Genomic DNA, 15,911 nt, shown 5'->3' on the forward strand with positions numbered 1-15,911 from the left:
GGCGTTACGAATACAAACTCGGACGGCGATCCCCCAGAACGGGCAACTTCTGTCGAACTTCATCCACCATATCGGTGTTGAATTTCGCGGTGATGATTGTCTCGCCCTCGCCTGCCTCGGCAACAAGATTCCCCCAAGGGTCAACAATCATCGAGTGTCCGCCGAATACCGTCCCATTGTATTCGCCCACCCGATTGCAGCCGATCACAAAATACTGATTTTCAATGGCACGGGCTTGGAGCAAGGTTCGCCAATGGTTGATCCGCGCCTGTGGCCATTCGGCGGGCAAGACGAGAACTTTTGCCCCCTCAACGGCATAGCGTCGCAAGAGTTCGGGAAAGCGCAAATCATAGCAAATGGCGATCCCCGTTGTTCCCCAGGGAAGGTCAACACTGAGCGGCGCTTCGCCTGGGCTGAGGTAGAGCGGTTCTTGAAGCGGCTCAAAGAGATGGATTTTGCGGTACGCGCCCATCGTCCCCGTGCGAGGGGAAAAGACAGCACAGGTATTGTAGACACCGACCCCACGTTTTTCGAGCATCGACCCCAAGATGAAGATATTGAGTTGTTTTGCCAACGCCCCCACTTGGGCAAACAACCCGCCCGCCATGGGGCTGGCGAATTCCTTTGCCTTGTCCAGCATGTACCCGTTATCCCATAATTCGGGAAAAACCACCAACTCCGCGCCGCGCCGCGCTGCTTCCTGACATAATTCTTGCATGGTTGCCCAGTTTTTGCGCGGGTCGCCATCTTTAATGTTCATCTGCACCATGCTTACGGTAAGAGTCGGCATTGTCTGTCTATCCTCGTCTGCAATGATCAAACCTGATTTTCTAAGGAACATTGTACCCAAATTAGTACGGGTGGGGAGAAAGGGTAACAAGTGTGCGAGTCACCTTACAGGGCGTGTTTCTGCCACTGATCAGCGCCTTAGAGTATGCGTGGTCGGCTCAACCCCTCCAGAAATTCCAACACGGCGCGGTTGAATCCCTCTGGATTATCCATATTTACAAGGTAGCCGGCATTGGGAACAATCTTCACCACAGCCTGTTTGATCTCACGTCTCATCTGGGAGATCAGCTTATGCGTCGTTGGGTGATATTCCCCCGCCAGCAAGAGAGTGGGCGCTTCGATGGACTCTAGCCGGTGCTTTGTGCTAAAGGCAATCTCGGCGCGGCGAATGTTGAGGTAGTTTACTTTGTCGCGGGCATGAACATTGATCTCACGGCGCAGGTATTCGGCAACTTCCGGCGCATATTTGCCGTGTTGGTCTGCCATGTTGTGCGCCGCCCGCTCTACGGATATCAACGCCGTCAGCCACCATCCAAGCATCGTTCGGAGGGTTCCGGGGAAGGTGTTTGTCATTCCCGAATGGCTTTCAGCAAGGATCAGGGCGCTTACTTGGGCGGGAAAAGTGATCGCCACCTCTTGGGCAACCATCCCCCCGAAGCTATGCCCGCAGAGAATCACCCGTTCATAGCCGAGTGCGGCGATCAGTTTACTGACATCATCAGCAAACAGGGGAAGGGCATAGGTGTTTGGCGAGCGCCCCGACTCACCGTGACCTCGCAGATCGCAGGTGATCACCTTGTAACGGGTGGCGAAGGCATAGACTTGCTGCGCCCACTGGCGGCGGCTGAGAAACGCCCCATGCAGGAGCAGCAGAGGTGTTCCGCTTACCGTCCCGAAGGTGTCGTAGGTAATATCGATCTCATTGAGGTGCTGGATGGACATGGTTGATGGCGATCACGCCTTTGGGAATAGGGAAACAACCTACTATAGGTCACTGAATTCTACGTCATTCCAATGGCGGACGGCAACCACCACTTGGCGGCTTACCTTATCAAACTACCACCCTCTATAGGGTTGCGTTCTGGCTGCAAACCTGTCAGGATTAGAGAAGATCACAAACACTTCTCCGTGCATTAACGGCTTGGACTCCGCGCAGGGAAGGGGTTTGTGATCTTATTCTGTCTAGGGTTTACGCAGACGATAAGAAATTTGTTGCAGGGCGCTCTTGGGGCTTAAAACGAATGTGGGAAGGGCATCATTCGCTTTCAAGCCCCGGAGGGATGGTCAACCTTAGCCTACTGCTTCAGCGGCGGGCGCATGGAAATGGGCGCATACAATACGCCCCTACTTACCCCCCCGTGTATGCCTTTTCGAGTGCCGCCAGATCAAACTTCTTCATGGCGAGGAAGGCTTCCGTAACCCGCGCAACGGCTGCCGAATCGGGATCGGACATCATGGCATCCATCGCCTCTGGGACAATCTGCCAAGACACGCCGTAGGCATCCTTCAACCAGCCACACTGTTCTGCTTCTGGTACGGCGGAAAGGGCATTCCAGTAATGATCGATCTCGGCTTGGGTTTGACAGTACACCATGAAAGAGATCGACTCGTTGAAGGAAAAGCCGTGATCGTGGGCGCTGTCTATGGCGGCAAAGGACAACCCATCTAAAGTGAAGGTGGCGTGTTTGACCGTCCCTTCCACAGCCGGGGCATCCGCATCTTTTCCGTAATAGACGCTGCTGAGCAGCGTGGCGTTGGGGAATAGACCGGTGTACACATCTATGGCTTCCTTTGCCTTGCCGTGCTGTGCGCCGGTGAACATGAGGGTGGGAGTAATCCTTTGTTTTGCCCCAGCGATCAGCGCGATCTGCCATGAGACGCCGTAACGATCTTGCAGCCAACCGTACTGTTCGCTGAAGGGGTAGACCCCCAACGGCATCAACACCGCCCCGCCTTCGACAAGGGCGCTCCACAGGCGTTGACATTCCTCGCTGGTGGCACAATCCACCTGAAAGGAGATGGACGGGTTGAATTGGAACAACGGTCCGGCGCTGAGGAATTGAAAGGGCTGCCCACACAAGACAACGTTTACGATCTCAATATTTCCCGAAGGGGTATCAGAGAGCGTCGCTGCGCTCAGCACACGGGAATCATCAAACACAGCGGCATAGCATTCGGCGGCTTCTTTCGCCTGTTTATCAAACCAAAGATGGGGGACGATTTTGGTCATGGGAGAATCCTTTTTCGCAAGCGGAATTACTTCGTGTTGAGCGGGCAGTTAAACATCCACTGCACCCCGTATTGATCGGTGAGCGCCCCGTAATAGGCGTTCCAGAACGTCTTGCTGAGGGGCATATCAATCTTGCCGCCTTGGGCAAGGGCGTTAAAGAGGCGTTCCGTTTCTTGCTGTGTATCTGGTTCGATACTGATACTGATATTCGTTCCCATAATCAGCGGGTTTCGTTCCGCTCCCAACACATCCGTTCCCATCAGGCGGTGTCCGGCTGTGATTGGTAGGGACACATGCATCACATAACCCTCTTGCTCTTTGGAAATCGGCGGATTGTTTGGATGGGGGGGAATATCGCGCATATATTGAATGGGCGCTTCAAACTCTGTGCCAAAAACGCTGCGGTAGAAGGTGAATGCTTCTTCCGTTTTTCCGGGGAAATTAAGATAGGTACTTACATGAGCCATTGTCGTTTCCTCCATCGGTAATGGGTGGATAACCACCTTAGATGACCCTAATCTATGCCCACATGCGCTCAGACGTTCTTTATATTGTGAATGGAGCCGCGCATCGCGTCACAGATGTTTTAATTATACAAACATTTGGTCTAATTGTCAAGCGTATCGATGATGGGATGAGGGAAAAAGGGGTAATCAAACAGAGATCATTTACAGCGTGGCGAGGGGGGATGGTAGAGAGGCGCAAAGACCGTGCGCCTCTCCCTTACCGAAGGTTATTTTCAGCGTTTTTTCTTGGCGTCCATGCGGCGAATCTGCATGTTCAAGAGGAATTGTTGGAGCGTATCTTGCAGCCGCCCTGCCGTCCGTTTGGCAAGATAGCGCGCTCGCCCGATACTAAAGAGGGTATGGGCGGGGGTGAACTCCCCAACGCCAAATTGGACGACGGCGCTTGCCCATGTCAGCCCGGCACCAAAGGCGCACATGCTGATTTTATCGCCGGGTTTGCAGCGCCCTTCTTCAATTGCCTCCACAAACGCTAATGGTACAGACGCCGCTGAGGTGTTCCCATATTTATGGATGTTGATCATGAATTTCTCAAGCGGCTGGCGCATCATGCGGGCGGCTGATTCGATGATTCGGTAGTTTGCCTGATGGGGGATGAACAATTGAACATCGTCGGGGAGCAACCCGGCTTGGTCAATAACGCGCTTCATCGAGGCGGCAAGAGTCCGTGTAGCAAATTTGAATACCTCTGTGCCGTTCATCTTGAGAAAACTGAGATGTTCCGCCTCAATTTTGGCATGGTTGCCATGCATGGGTAGTGCTGAGCCGCCAGCGGGAACGTAGAGATGTTCGATCCCTGCCCCATCCGAACCGAGTTCAAAGGTCATCACGCCAGCGGGTTGGTCACTTGTCTGCAAAATAACTGAGGCGGAGGCATCGCCAAAGAGGACACACGTCCCACGATCTGTGTAGTCTGTTCCAAAAGAGACGACATCCGTCCCCACGACGAGGATGTTGTTCATCGCCCCAGAGGTGATGAACTGTGTTCCCACGACGAGGGCATAGACCCACCCCGAACACCCAGAGCTAATCTGGAACGCGCCGCACTTTGCGCCAAGTTTGTCCTGAACAATCGTCGCCACACCGGGGACAAGGTAATCTGGCGAGGAACAGGCAACGATGATCAGATCGAGGTCGGTGGGCTTCAAGCCCGCCACTTCCAATGCCTTCAATGCTGATTTCACCGATAAATCGGAAGATTGTTCGCCGTCCGCCCGAATGTGGCGTTCTTTGATCCCTGTGCGCGAGGTGATCCATTCGTCGCTCGTCTCAACCATCTTTTCCAAATCGGCGTTGGTAATCACCCGCTCCGGGACGTATTTCCCCCATCCCGTAATTTTTGCGTAGCGTTCTGGCATGTCGTGCTTCCCCTTCAATTCCCATAAAATAGCGATCAGTTTGGAAGAATCATTTTTGAGGCTCAGTCCTGAACGAGGATGGGCGCACCCTGCGCTGCGCCCTTCTTTCCCTCAGTGGTTATGTGGGCTGTGTCGTAGCTGCGTTACCCGTTGGCTGGATTGAGTGCCAGCGCCGGATCACCTTCGCTGCTAGGGGCAATTTTGCCCGCTGCGTCAATCACCCGCCGAACGCCGAGGAGGGTCAATCCAGCGGCGATGGTCAAACCGCCCACGCCCGCCGCAATGCGGTAACCCGTTGGCAGGTTGCGCCAGCGCGAAAGCCACGCCAAAACAGGCAGTCCCCTTTTTTCTGCCCTTAGCGCCTCTAGCAAATCGCGGCGTAGTTTTGCCAGAAATTCGGGGTTTGGTTCAACACCGGGCAGCGCCCGATGGAGCGCCTCTGCGATCCCAAACAGGGCGCGTTCGCTCAGGGTGAGGGTGGCAACCTCCAAGAGGGTGCTGGTGTTTCCCGCCGCCAATGCGTCCGCATGTTCTGCTAATAAGGTGAGCAGCGTCTCATTCGGATCGGCGGTGGGCGGTGTGATAGTCGTCGTCATTCTGCATCTCCCCGGCGGCGCTCCCGCCTTGAGGGACGCCGCTGCGTGTCTTCCGTCTCCGGTGTCTCTGGCGCTTCGTGGCGGAGCATTGCCTCCCGCAGGGTCAGCAGCGTCCGGTGGTAAAGCGACTTAATCGCCCCTTCACTACGTTCCATGATTGCGCCGATCTCTTGATTGGAGAGTTTTTCGACAAACTTCAGCACGATCAACTGCTGGCGTTCGTCGGGCAGTTCACGGAAGGCTTCCAACAAGCGCCGCTCCTCGTCTTGCGCTTCTGCTGCCGCTTCGGGGGCATCGGTACGCAGGCGAGAGGCGATAAATTCATCCAAGGGGACAACACGCCGCCGCTGCTGATCGCGATGCCAGTTCGCCACAAGGTTATGTGCAATACGGTACAACCACGCTTGAAAGGGCAGCCCTCGCTCAACATACGATTCGATATGTCCGAGGGCGCGTTGCCAAACCCGCGCCGAAAGGTCTTCGGCGTCATGGTGGTTGCCCGTTCGATAGTAGATGTAGTTGTAAACCTTTTTCGCGTACCGCTCGTAGAGCGCTCCGAACGCGGCTTTATCCTCCCGCGCCCAAGCGACCAGCGTCGAGTCATCGGTGGCGGTGTAGTCCCGTCCCTCAGAAATCGTCATAATTAGGAACACCCTATCGTTTCATGGGTTGCGCTCAGATCGTATGCTGCCTATTTTCGCTGATCTTGAGCATATCTTCAAAAGCAGATTCAAAGATCGCCTTCACCGCGCCTGAGGCGGGATAGGATAATCCGCTGCAAGGCGGCTTCAAATGCCACCACCGCCGCTGCTGCGCTGTGATATTTTTCCGCTGCGGCACGTCCGGCACGCCCCATATCGGCTCGCCGCAGGGGATCAGCCCGCAGCGCCTCAAGCTGTGCGGCAAGGCATGGCGCGTCATCAGGATCACAGCGGACCCCTGCCCCTGCCCGTTCGATCACCCCCCACGCTGCCCCCGCCGCCATAATCGCCAGCAGCGGACGCCCACTGGCAAAAGCGCTGTAGGTTTTGCTCGGCAGCGATCCACTCTCTAAACCAGCTTTCAGGCTAATGAGGTGAACATCGGCGGTTGCCAAAACCTCTGGCAGGCGTTCGCGGGGTTGGAAGGGAAGGATGCGGACATTCGGAAGCCCCGCCGCCGCCCGCTGAAGCGAATCGCGCCCTGTCCCTTCCCCGACAAACACGAACTGAACAGCGGGGAGCAGCACCGCCGCCGCAAGGATCGTCTCTAACCTCTGCGAGAGACCGATATTTCCGGCATAAAGCGCTACGAACGAGTCGTTCAAACCATGCTCGGCAGAAAAATCATTCTGGCGGGGGCGGGGTTGAAGCGCCTCGGTATCGACCCAATCGTAGATCAGAGACATTTTAACTTGAGGGATGCCCGCCCGCAGAAGGGGCGGGGCGAACGATTCGGAGGTAAGCCGAATACCCTTCGAGAGATGGTAGAGGTGTTTTTCCAACGCCCCAACCATCCCCCGCACAAGGCGATTCCGAAAGATGCCAAGCGCCACGCCCACATCGGGGTAGACATCATGAATGGAATAGAGCGCCGGAATACGCCGCAGCCCGACATGGACAAGCGCTGGAAGGTATATTTCCAGCGCCGGATTGCCGAGAATAGCAGCATCATAGCGCCCGCGCCAGCCCGCCACCGCCGCCCCAATTTGGTAGACAAAGAATTGGATCAGCCGCCGCGAAAATCGCGCCCTATTCAGGGAGGGGAGGCGAACGCGAATCACCGTGACACTGTTTTCCACCGTCCGGGTGATCCACCGCCCCCGAAAGTCTGGCGGGACGCGCCCGCTAGGGTAATGGGGGACAGCGGCGATCATCGTCACAGCATGACCACGCCGCGCCAGCCCCTCGCAAAGCGTCTGGTAGAGGGTCGCGCTTGGACCACCATCCGGCGCGTAAAGAAGGGTGATCACGAGGATGCGCATAGCTGCTCACAGGCGTTTGCCATCTCCATAGCGACGCGCTGAGGGGCAAAGGCGTGTACGGCAATCCGCCCACGTTCGCCCATTGCCCGTAAGGTAGGGCGGTCTGTTAAAAGCGCCTTCGCCGCCGCATAAAAGCGATTGCGGTCAAAGGGAATCGCCTGCCCTGCATCGTGTGCCGCCAAGAGCGCCGCAGCGGGAATATCGTCCGTCGCCACAAAGGGAAGACCACATGCCGCTGCTTCAAGGATCACATTGCCAAAATTTTCCGATTCCGGCTCAGAGGGCATGATCAGCAGATCGGCAGCGGCATAGGCGGCGGCGAGATCAGCCCCATCTAAGACGTTTAACCAATGGAAGCGCTCTCCCCCCTCAAGGCGCTGTGCCTGATCGCGCAGCGCGGGGATCATGCCCCCCTCGTCCGCCCCGACAAGGATCACATGGGCGTGGGGGAGGCTTAGCATATGGACGGCAAGATCGGGGCGTTTTTTGGGATGCAGCCGCCCCACAAAAAGGATCAGCGGCGCAGTGGTGGGGATGTTCAGCCGCGCTCGCCAGCCCTGTGGGGGCGGCTCTCCAGCAAAACGAGTGAGATCAATGGCATTGGGGATCACCAGTGTGGGGGGGCGAAAGCCAAGCGTTCGGTAGGCGGCTGCCTCGGCTTCACTGGTGCAGTGTACCGCCGCCGCCTCATTCAAGAACCGCCGTCCTATCACAACGAGGTAAAGCCATTTTTTCAGCCCGCTACCACGCCACCCATAGGGCAAAAGCTGCCCGCGCAAGGGAACAATATAAGGGATGCCCACCCGCTGCGCCGCCGCCCCGCACAGCGCTGCGTGAGTCCACCATACATCAAGGTAGGCGATATTCGCCCACGCACGATGATCCCGAAAGGCGCGATTTAATGCTGGCGCATAGAAAAATGATGCAGGGATGAGCCGCTGCCGAGGAAGGGGCGTGTAGATCACCTCCACCCCATTGCGCCGGAGGGGTTCACCGAGGGGAACATTTAGGCGGGAATTGCCGTCGGCGTTCGTCGTCAGAACACGGACGTTCACGTCCAGCGCCGTCAACCCCTCGCACAGCGCGGCAAGGCTGCGGACGGGACCGCCGTAGCGATAGGCAGGGGCATAGAAGGCGATCACAACAAGGACATTCATGAAACTCGTTCCGGCAGAACAGAATCGACATTGGGAAAGACTACCGCTAGAATCGGAAAAGACCAGTCTATAGTTTCACAGCCTTTCCTGTGAGGTGCGACGATGGCAGCGCATGATTCAACGATCCCTTCAACAGCCCCTTTTGACGAATTTGAAGGGATTAAACGCATCGCTCCCGATGGTGTTGAGTTTTGGTCAGCGCGGGATTGGATGCCTATTATGGAGTACATTGATTGGCGAAAATTTAAGAATGTGATTCTTAAATCATCATTATCATATGAAAACAGCGGCTGTGACTCTGATGAGTATTTTGTCCTTGCTGTCAAAATGGTCATGATTGGTAGTGACGCTGATGAAAGGTGGCTCACACGCCAAGTTCAAATTGCTGGATAGGCTCTAACCATTTTTACCATTCGGGTCAAATGGTCACCAACGCTTGAACGATTCAACAAGGAAATGCCCCTTGTCGCCCATGAAATTTCGGAATGAGTGAGGACAAACCCACATGACAACATTTCAGACCGCCCCAATGGTTAACGAACGAATGGCAGCCGCCCGCACCGATTTTCCCATCCTTCAGCGTGAGGTACGCCCCGGCGTCCCGCTCATTTACCTAGACAGTGGGGCAACCTCTCAAAAACCAACCGCCGTGATCGAAGCGGAGTCGCGTTTTTATCGCGAGATCAACGCGAACGTTCATCGCGGCATCCATACCTTTAGCGAACAAGCAACCACCGCCTATGAAGCGGCGCGGGTCAAGGTGAAAACCTTCATCAACGCCGCCCACGCCAGCGAAATTATTTTTGTCCGTAACACAACGGAGGCGATCAACCTTGTCGCCTATGCGTGGGGGTTGGCGAATCTCCATGCGGGCGATGTGATCCTTGTCTCGGAGATGGAACACCACGCGAACATCGTCCCCTGGCAGATTGTCGGCGGGATGCGCGGGGCGGTGGTGCGCCCAATTCCAATCACGGCGGAGGGGCAGATTGACCTGAACGCCTACCACCGCGTGCTAAACGAGGGACGGGTGCGCGTTGTCGCTGTGACGCATGTCTCGAATGTGTTGGGGACGATCACGCCCATTAATGAGATGATCGCAGCGGCAAAACGGGTAGAGGCGCTGACCGTTGTTGATGCCGCCCAAAGCGCCCCCCATATGGCGCTCGATGTCCAAGCCATGGGCGCTGATTTCGTCGCCTTTTCGGGGCATAAGATGTGCGCCCCAACAGGGATTGGCGTCCTGTATGGGCGGCGCGAACGGTTGGCGGCGATACCCCCCTTCCTCGGTGGGGGGAGTATGATTAAGGAGGTGCGTTTTAGCGGGACAACCTTTGCCGAAGCGCCGCAAAAATTTGAGGCGGGAACGCCGAACATTGCTGGCGCGGTGGGGCTAGGGGCAGCCATTGATTACCTGACCGCGCTCGACATGGCAGCGATCCATGCCCATGAAGTGACGTTGATCGAACACGCCATAGCGCGGTTGAAGGCGGTTCCCGGTGTGCAAGTGTACGGTCCCCCCGCCGATCAGCGTGCGGGCTTGGTCGCCTTCACCTTGACGGGCGTCCACCCGCATGATGTGGCGGCGGGCTTGGATAACGCGGGGATCGCCGTGCGTGCCGGACACCACTGCGCGATGCCGCTCCATGAGAAATTTGGGCTGGCGGCGACAATCCGCGCCAGTTTTTACCTCTACAACACGCTGGCTGAGGCGGATGCCCTTGCCGAGGCAGTCGAAAAAGTGCGGGCGTTCTTCGTCCGCTAGGGAGTACCTGAACGATGGATATGTACCACGAAGTGATCCTTGATCACTACCATGATCCCCGTAATTGGGGCGTCCTTGAGCCGGCGGATATTGACCACGAGGAAAAAAATCCTCTGTGTGGTGACCGGCTGCGGCTGACGCTGCGCGTTACCGATGGGGTGATCGCGGCGGTGGGCTGGTCTGGCGAGGGCTGTGCGATTAGCCGTGCGGCGGCATCCATGTTGGGGGAACTGCTTCCGGGCAAAACGCTTGCCGAAGTGCAGCAGATCAGCAAAGAGGATGTCTTAGAAATGGTCGGGATTCCGCTTGGTCCCGTGCGGCTGAAGTGCGCCTTGCTCTCTTTGAAAACGCTGAAAATTGGCGCATATGGGTTGGCTGGTTGGCATGCTGACGAATGAGTATAAACGTCGAAACCTACCCAAAGGCAAGGCTGCTCTGTGACTCACACCACCGCCAAGACATTTTTGAACCGCAAACGAACTGTCCAACAGCAGCGCGAACGCTTGGGGCAGTGGTCACTATGGGAGTGTGATCCCGCCACACTCCGGCGCATGGCGACGGAAGTCCAGCAAGAACAGACAAAAATTGCCGAGATGCTGGCGCTTGCCGAGAAGGAATTCGACCAATATATTGCGGTGGGTGACCCGCTGACGGTGGAGACGCTCCGCCGCGATGTGCGGGCGTTAGGGCGGGCATGGGATCATCTGGCGGCGAAGGCGCGGTTGATCGAAACAATCCTCCAGCAAAAAGGGCTTGACGAACGGATTGTTCGTTTGGGAAAGCGCCTCGGCATTGATGACCTCACCGCCTACCTTCGCTGGCTGCGGGTGATCACCCTTGCCCTGAGCCTGATCGCCGTCACCGCCACACTGATCCCGCTCGCCTTTAGCGAGACCTTTCATACGCTAGACCGCATAAACCTGATCTGCTCGCTCATCCTCAGTGGGGAGTTCGTGTTTCGCTTGGCGCTGGTCAGCGAACGGAGGTCGTATTTCGTCCGCCGCGCCCTCGATATTTTTCTTTCGCTGCCGCTTGTGGCGCTAACGGCGGGGTTTCCCGATCTCACCTTTCTCATGCGCCTGTTCACCCTACTGCGCATGGGGCGGCTGTTGCGGCTTCTGTTGGGAGAACGGAAGGATCGCATTGCCGGCGTGCGGTTCCTCCGCTCGCCAGAGTTCGCCCTGCTTCAACGGGCGCTCTTAGTTGGGCTGGCGTTGGTCATTGTAGCGGCTGTTGCCCTGCGGGGGATTGAAGGCTATGGGGGGGAATTCAACAATTTTAATGATAACCTTTGGTGGGGAATCAAGGTTGTCCTGACGGCGAACGTTGACAGCAACCCCGAAACATTGATCGGGCGGGCGCTCACGGTGGCGATTTTGGTCCTAGGGGTGGCAGCGACAGGTATTTTAATTGCCACAATCACCACCGTTCTGGTCAATCTCTCCGAAGAATCCAGCGGGGACGATCAGCAGCAGGACGCCATAGCCGAATCGATCACGGCGATCCGCGCCCAACTTGACCTCCTCACCGAGACACGGCAAACGGCGGCACGCGCCCTTACCGAGGGCGTCCACCGTCTGACAACGGCAGATCATGCCCCCGAAGCAATGATTGAAGGAGTCGTCAGCGATTTGGTCAGCAATCTGGCGTGTCTAAGCGCAGCCCTCTACACGCTTGATGAGGGTGGGCGTGAAGCCGTGCGGCTGACGAGTGCGGGCGATCCGACCCTAACCCCGCCGGAGCGCGTCGCCTTTGATAGCGGACTCATTGGGCGGGCGGCTGCCCTTGCCCGACGGGGGAGCGACCAGCCCGCGCCGATCATGGAGAAAGAACCGATGCCGCTCGCTGATGGTATTGCTTTTGCTTTTCCCTTGTTCGTGCGGGGGGGGGTAGCCACCCGCAGCCGCGTACATGGGATGGGCGTCCTTCATGTGGTTATCCCACAAGCGCACGCCCGGGATGCGTTGATCACGGGGTTTATCGGCATTACGGGGAACGCCCTTGCCCAGTACCTCTATACCCGTGACCGAGACGAACGGCACGCCGCGCTTTTGGCAAACATTGCTGATATGCAAACGACCTTAGAGACGGTGACAACAACCCTAGAGTACCGCAAGCTCTTGTTTGTCATTGCCTCTGGCGCAGCGACAACACTGGACAGCGCCATGAGCAAAGTTATGCTCCGCGAACTAGACGAGGATGGCACACCCTGTTTGCGTGGGGTGGCATGGCACGGCATGGACGATGTGCTAGGGGCATCGTTGTATACCAAGATGGGCGAGGGGTTAAGCGGCTTGTGCGCCCAGACGGGTAGCCCTGTCAAAAGCAGCAACTTGCTGACCGATCAGCGCGTCACGACGCGCAGCAGTCAGGCGCTGCGCAGTGGGATGCGCTCTGAACTGTGTGTGCCAATTCGGGCGCAGGGCGAATTACTTGGCGTCCTCAGCGTGATGAGCCGCGAACACAAACGCTTTAGCCCAGAGGAAGAAACGCTTTTGGGGATGTTGGCGGGGCAAGCGGGGGCAGCCATCTTGAATGCACGAGCCTATGGGGAAGGGGAGGCGGCTTAAGGACGCCCGAAACAATTTTGGGGTGTAGGATTGAAGCTGCTGCGCTAGGCATGATCACCTCGTTGGGGCTTAAAGAGGAAACCACGCTACCCGCATTTGCCTTTCAAGTCCCCTAGAGGTGGCTACTTTCAGCCCGCCGCCAAAGCAGCGGGCGGCAGATGGTGACTCTTCATGTCAACCGAACCTAGAGTGATCGGTGAGAGGCGTTGCCATTGAGCGGGTACATTCGCTATAGTCGTTAGCAGGAGCGACACCGATGCAATTTCTAGCACCCGCCGCGCTGATCGCCGCCCTCTTAGCGATCCCTATCCTCCTCCTCTACATGCTTCGCTTGCGACGGCGAGAGATCATCGTCTCTAGCACGCTGCTTTGGCAGCAGCTTCTCCGAGACCGTGAGGCAAACGCCCCCTGGCAGCGCTTGCGGCGAAACCTGCTGCTCTTTTTGCAGCTTCTTCTTTTGGCGGCGTTGGTCGTTGCCCTTATGCGCCCCTTTGTGGAAGTCCCCATCCTGACCAGTGGGCGGATTGCCCTACTGGTCGATGCCAGCGCTAGCATGAACGCCACAGACATTGATGGCGGGCGTTTTGCGGCGGCGCGGGCGCGGGCGCTGGAGCTTGTCAGCGCCATTCGTCCCGAAGATTCCGTCGCCGTTGTGCGCGTCGCGGGCGGACCGGAACTACTAGAGAACTATACAAACGACACAAACCGCCTCCGCGAGGCAATCAACGGGATGCAGCCGGGCATTGGCAGCGCCAATTGGGATGCGGCGCTGGCGCTGGCAGCGGCGGGCGCACAGGGGGCAGAAAAATTTACGATTGTGATCGTTGGTGATGGTGGCTTGCCGGACAACCTTGACCTCACCGTGTATGGCGATGTGCGCTTGATTCCGGTAGGTAACTCGGCAGCGAACATCGCCCTTGCTGCCCTTGCTGTCGCCGCCGACCCGATCAAGGGGGCGCAGCTTTACGCCCAGATTGCCAATTATGGCGCGGCAGATACCACCGTTTTGTTCAGCCTGTACCTTGATGGGGCATTTTATACCTCGAACACCTATACCGTCCCCGCCGGAAACAGCACCGATGTATTGATCACGAATCTTTCAGCAAATTTCACCCGTGTGCAGGCAATGATTGCCCCCGACTCGGCGGCGGGCATCCCCGATCACCTTACCCTTGATGATACGGCGTGGGCAGTGTACACGCCGGCGCGGGCGGGGCGGGCGGTGATTCTCTCGACAGGAAACCCGTTTTTGGAGCAGGGTTTTGCCAGTTTGGGGACATGGCAGGTCTTTCAAGGCGATCCCTCGCGGGGTGTTCCGGCTGAGCCGTTCGATCTCTATGTGTTCGATAACTGGATTCCGCCCATCCTCCCCGCCGGAAACATTCTCTTTGTGAATCCGCCGGAAGGCAATCATGGGCTGTTCCTCGTGGGTAAATTGAGTACGGCGACGGGGAATGCTGTTGTTCGCCCTGACGATCTGCGCACGCGCTACCTTCGCTGGAACGATGTAAATGTCCTCCGCTTTCGTCCGGTGGAAGCGCCCTGGGCAGAGCCGCTGGTGACGGTGGCGGGCGGGGCGCTCATCCTTGCTGGCGAATATCAAGGGCAGCGGGTAGGGGTGATCACTTTTGATCTCTATGACTCAGATTTGCCGCTCAAGATCGCCTACCCAATCCTTTTGGCAAACCTGACGGCATGGTATGAATCCCCGCGCACGATCCAAATTGAGGGCAGTTTACGCCCCGGTCAGACGGTTTCCATCGCCCCCCTACCCTCCTCAGACACGGTGCGCCTGACGCGCCCCGATGGGACGACGCAAGAATACAGCACCAACAACCCACCGATCATTGCGGCGGGGACGGAACAAACCGGCTTGTATACGGTGGAGTCACTACGCGGCGGGCAAGTGATCCAGGCGGAGGCGTTCGCCGTGAACCTCTTTGATGAAGGGGAATCGCGCATCACCCCCCGCACGCCAAAAACGGGCGTGGGCGATATTGCCGCCGCTGGAGGGGGCGAGGTGGGTCAGCAAGAATTTTGGGGGTGGCTGGCGCTTGCCGCGCTAGGCGTCCTCATGGTTGAATGGTTTGTCCATCATCGGCGGTTGGGCGTGCCGCGTACCCGCCCGGCGGGATCGCGCCGCTTTGCGCGGGGAGGGTGATACCGTATGAATCTTGATCTGTCCGGCAAGGTGGTTATGGTGGCGGCGGCAAGCAAGGGGCTTGGCTATGGCATTGCCCGCGCCGCTGCCCACGAGGGGGCGCGGGTTTACGTATGCAGCCGCGATGCCGAGGCGATCCGCGCCGCTGCTGAGAGATTAGCCGCCGAAAGCGGGGCAGCGGTGCAGCCCTTTGCCTGTGATGTGACGACACCTGACGGTATTGCCGCGTGGGTAGAGTCAGTACGCGGGCGAGAAGAGCGCATTGACGCGCTCGCCGTGAATACAGGGGGTCCACCCGCCGGATTGTTCCTCGAACTGACCGATGATCACTGGCAGGCTGCCTTCAACTTGCTGCTGATGAGCGCCATCCGGCTGATCCGCGCCGTCGTCCCTCATATGACGGCGGGCGGGGCAATCCTCACCGTCACCTCGTCCTCAGTGAAAGAGCCAATTGAACGCCTCGCCCTTTCTACGGTGATGCGGGCGGGGGTGACGGCACTGGTCAAAACGCTTGCTGATGAGCTTGCCCCTCACAAGATTCGGATCAACACCCTGATTCCGGGGCGGATCGACACCGAGCGGGTCGCCCATCTCGATGCGATCACCGCCGAAAAGACAGGCAAACCGATTGAACAAGTCCGCGCCGAAACGGTCGGGCGCATCCCCCTGAAACGCCTCGGCAGCATAGAAGAATTCGGCGCGGCGGGGGCGTTTTTGCTCTCTCCAGCAGCCAGTTATATCACCGGCGCGGCGCTCCGTGTCGATGGTGGGGCGATGCGCTCGATCACGAGTTAAGTG

At 57.7% G+C, this 15,911-nt stretch carries 15 protein-coding genes; 6 read left to right on the top strand and 9 right to left on the bottom strand.

Translation table 11 applies throughout. The features are described from left to right. Window positions 1-4: 4 nt before the first annotated feature. The 9 genes from HS103_05195 to HS103_05235 all read right to left on the bottom strand — a co-directional run bounded on the left by HS103_05195 (window position 5) and on the right by HS103_05235 (window position 8,617). A complete protein-coding gene (locus HS103_05195; protein ID MBE7512196.1) occupies window positions 5-769 on the bottom strand; it encodes a carbon-nitrogen family hydrolase in 765 nt (254 codons plus the stop codon). Window positions 770-927: 158 nt separating this feature from the next. Then, window positions 928-1,731, bottom strand: coding sequence for an alpha/beta hydrolase (locus tag HS103_05200; protein MBE7512197.1), 804 nt, complete (start codon window positions 1,729-1,731; stop codon window positions 928-930). 406 nt (window positions 1,732-2,137) lie between these two features. Beyond that, window positions 2,138-3,019 (bottom strand): VOC family protein, encoded by an 882-nt coding sequence (locus HS103_05205; protein MBE7512198.1) that lies wholly within the window; start codon window positions 3,017-3,019, stop codon window positions 2,138-2,140. A gap of 26 nt (window positions 3,020-3,045) precedes the next feature. Then, a complete protein-coding gene (locus HS103_05210; GenBank protein ID MBE7512199.1) occupies window positions 3,046-3,486 on the bottom strand; it encodes a VOC family protein in 441 nt (146 codons plus the stop codon). Window positions 3,487-3,758: 272 nt separating this feature from the next. Continuing rightward, the gene (locus HS103_05215) at window positions 3,759-4,901 is read right to left on the bottom strand and encodes a ketoacyl-ACP synthase III (protein ID MBE7512200.1); all 1,143 of its coding nucleotides are present in this window, start codon (window positions 4,899-4,901) and stop codon (window positions 3,759-3,761) included. 143 nt (window positions 4,902-5,044) lie between these two features. Continuing rightward, window positions 5,045-5,497, bottom strand: a complete 453-nt coding sequence (locus HS103_05220) for a hypothetical protein (GenBank protein ID MBE7512201.1) — start codon at window positions 5,495-5,497, stop codon at window positions 5,045-5,047. Continuing rightward, window positions 5,494-6,138: a sigma-70 family RNA polymerase sigma factor gene (locus tag HS103_05225; GenBank protein MBE7512202.1), complete on the bottom strand. Its 645-nt coding sequence runs from the start codon at window positions 6,136-6,138 to the stop codon at window positions 5,494-5,496. The genes HS103_05220 and HS103_05225 overlap by 4 nt, the downstream gene beginning before the upstream one ends. An 89-nt stretch (window positions 6,139-6,227) precedes the next feature. Continuing rightward, window positions 6,228-7,460: a glycosyltransferase family 4 protein gene (locus HS103_05230; protein ID MBE7512203.1), complete on the bottom strand. Its 1,233-nt coding sequence runs from the start codon at window positions 7,458-7,460 to the stop codon at window positions 6,228-6,230. Beyond that, the gene (locus HS103_05235) at window positions 7,445-8,617 is read right to left on the bottom strand and encodes a glycosyltransferase (GenBank protein ID MBE7512204.1); all 1,173 of its coding nucleotides are present in this window, start codon (window positions 8,615-8,617) and stop codon (window positions 7,445-7,447) included. Before HS103_05235 ends, HS103_05230 begins: the two co-directional genes overlap by 16 nt. A 102-nt stretch (window positions 8,618-8,719) precedes the next feature. Between HS103_05235 and HS103_05240 the strand changes: the two genes are divergently transcribed. The 6 genes from HS103_05240 to HS103_05265 all read left to right on the top strand — a co-directional run bounded on the left by HS103_05240 (window position 8,720) and on the right by HS103_05265 (window position 15,908). After that, window positions 8,720-9,010: a hypothetical protein gene (locus tag HS103_05240; protein ID MBE7512205.1), complete on the top strand. Its 291-nt coding sequence runs from the start codon at window positions 8,720-8,722 to the stop codon at window positions 9,008-9,010. Between the two features lie 112 nt (window positions 9,011-9,122). After that, entirely contained in the window at window positions 9,123-10,382 is a 1,260-nt protein-coding gene (locus tag HS103_05245) for a cysteine desulfurase (GenBank protein MBE7512206.1), read from the top strand. Window positions 10,383-10,396: 14 nt separating this feature from the next. Further along, entirely contained in the window at window positions 10,397-10,780 is a 384-nt protein-coding gene (locus HS103_05250; protein MBE7512207.1) for an iron-sulfur cluster assembly scaffold protein, read from the top strand. 39 nt (window positions 10,781-10,819) lie between these two features. Then, entirely contained in the window at window positions 10,820-12,952 is a 2,133-nt protein-coding gene (locus HS103_05255; GenBank protein MBE7512208.1) for a GAF domain-containing protein, read from the top strand. A gap of 256 nt (window positions 12,953-13,208) precedes the next feature. Further along, complete coding sequence (locus HS103_05260) at window positions 13,209-15,113, top strand: VWA domain-containing protein (GenBank protein MBE7512209.1); 1,905 nt, start codon at window positions 13,209-13,211, stop codon at window positions 15,111-15,113. 6 nt (window positions 15,114-15,119) lie between these two features. Next, window positions 15,120-15,908, top strand: a complete 789-nt coding sequence (locus HS103_05265; GenBank protein ID MBE7512210.1) for an SDR family oxidoreductase — start codon at window positions 15,120-15,122, stop codon at window positions 15,906-15,908. Window positions 15,909-15,911 lie beyond the last annotated feature (3 nt).

Source organism: Anaerolineales bacterium (genome assembly GCA_015075625.1).
Classification (GTDB): domain Bacteria; phylum Chloroflexota; class Anaerolineae; order Aggregatilineales; family UBA2796; genus UBA2796.

Bases quoted from the DNA above. Each gene is read 5' to 3' on its own strand.
- HS103_05225 (MBE7512202.1), bottom strand. From the start codon at position 6,138: ATGACGATTTCTGAGGGACGGGACTACACCGCCACCGATGACTCGACG.
- HS103_05260 (MBE7512209.1), top strand. From the start codon at position 13,209: ATGCAATTTCTAGCACCCGCCGCGCTGATCGCCGCCCTCTTAGCGATC.
- HS103_05245 (MBE7512206.1), top strand. From the start codon at position 9,123: ATGACAACATTTCAGACCGCCCCAATGGTTAACGAACGAATGGCAGCC.
- HS103_05250 (MBE7512207.1), top strand. From the start codon at position 10,397: ATGGATATGTACCACGAAGTGATCCTTGATCACTACCATGATCCCCGT.
- HS103_05200 (MBE7512197.1), bottom strand. From the start codon at position 1,731: ATGTCCATCCAGCACCTCAATGAGATCGATATTACCTACGACACCTTC.
- HS103_05205 (MBE7512198.1), bottom strand. From the start codon at position 3,019: ATGACCAAAATCGTCCCCCATCTTTGGTTTGATAAACAGGCGAAAGAA.
- HS103_05265 (MBE7512210.1), top strand. From the start codon at position 15,120: ATGAATCTTGATCTGTCCGGCAAGGTGGTTATGGTGGCGGCGGCAAGC.
- HS103_05210 (MBE7512199.1), bottom strand. From the start codon at position 3,486: ATGGCTCATGTAAGTACCTATCTTAATTTCCCCGGAAAAACGGAAGAA.
- HS103_05235 (MBE7512204.1), bottom strand. From the start codon at position 8,617: ATGAATGTCCTTGTTGTGATCGCCTTCTATGCCCCTGCCTATCGCTAC.
- HS103_05215 (MBE7512200.1), bottom strand. From the start codon at position 4,901: ATGCCAGAACGCTACGCAAAAATTACGGGATGGGGGAAATACGTCCCG.
- HS103_05240 (MBE7512205.1), top strand. From the start codon at position 8,720: ATGGCAGCGCATGATTCAACGATCCCTTCAACAGCCCCTTTTGACGAA.
- HS103_05230 (MBE7512203.1), bottom strand. From the start codon at position 7,460: ATGCGCATCCTCGTGATCACCCTTCTTTACGCGCCGGATGGTGGTCCA.
- HS103_05195 (MBE7512196.1), bottom strand. From the start codon at position 769: ATGGTGCAGATGAACATTAAAGATGGCGACCCGCGCAAAAACTGGGCA.
- HS103_05220 (MBE7512201.1), bottom strand. From the start codon at position 5,497: ATGACGACGACTATCACACCGCCCACCGCCGATCCGAATGAGACGCTG.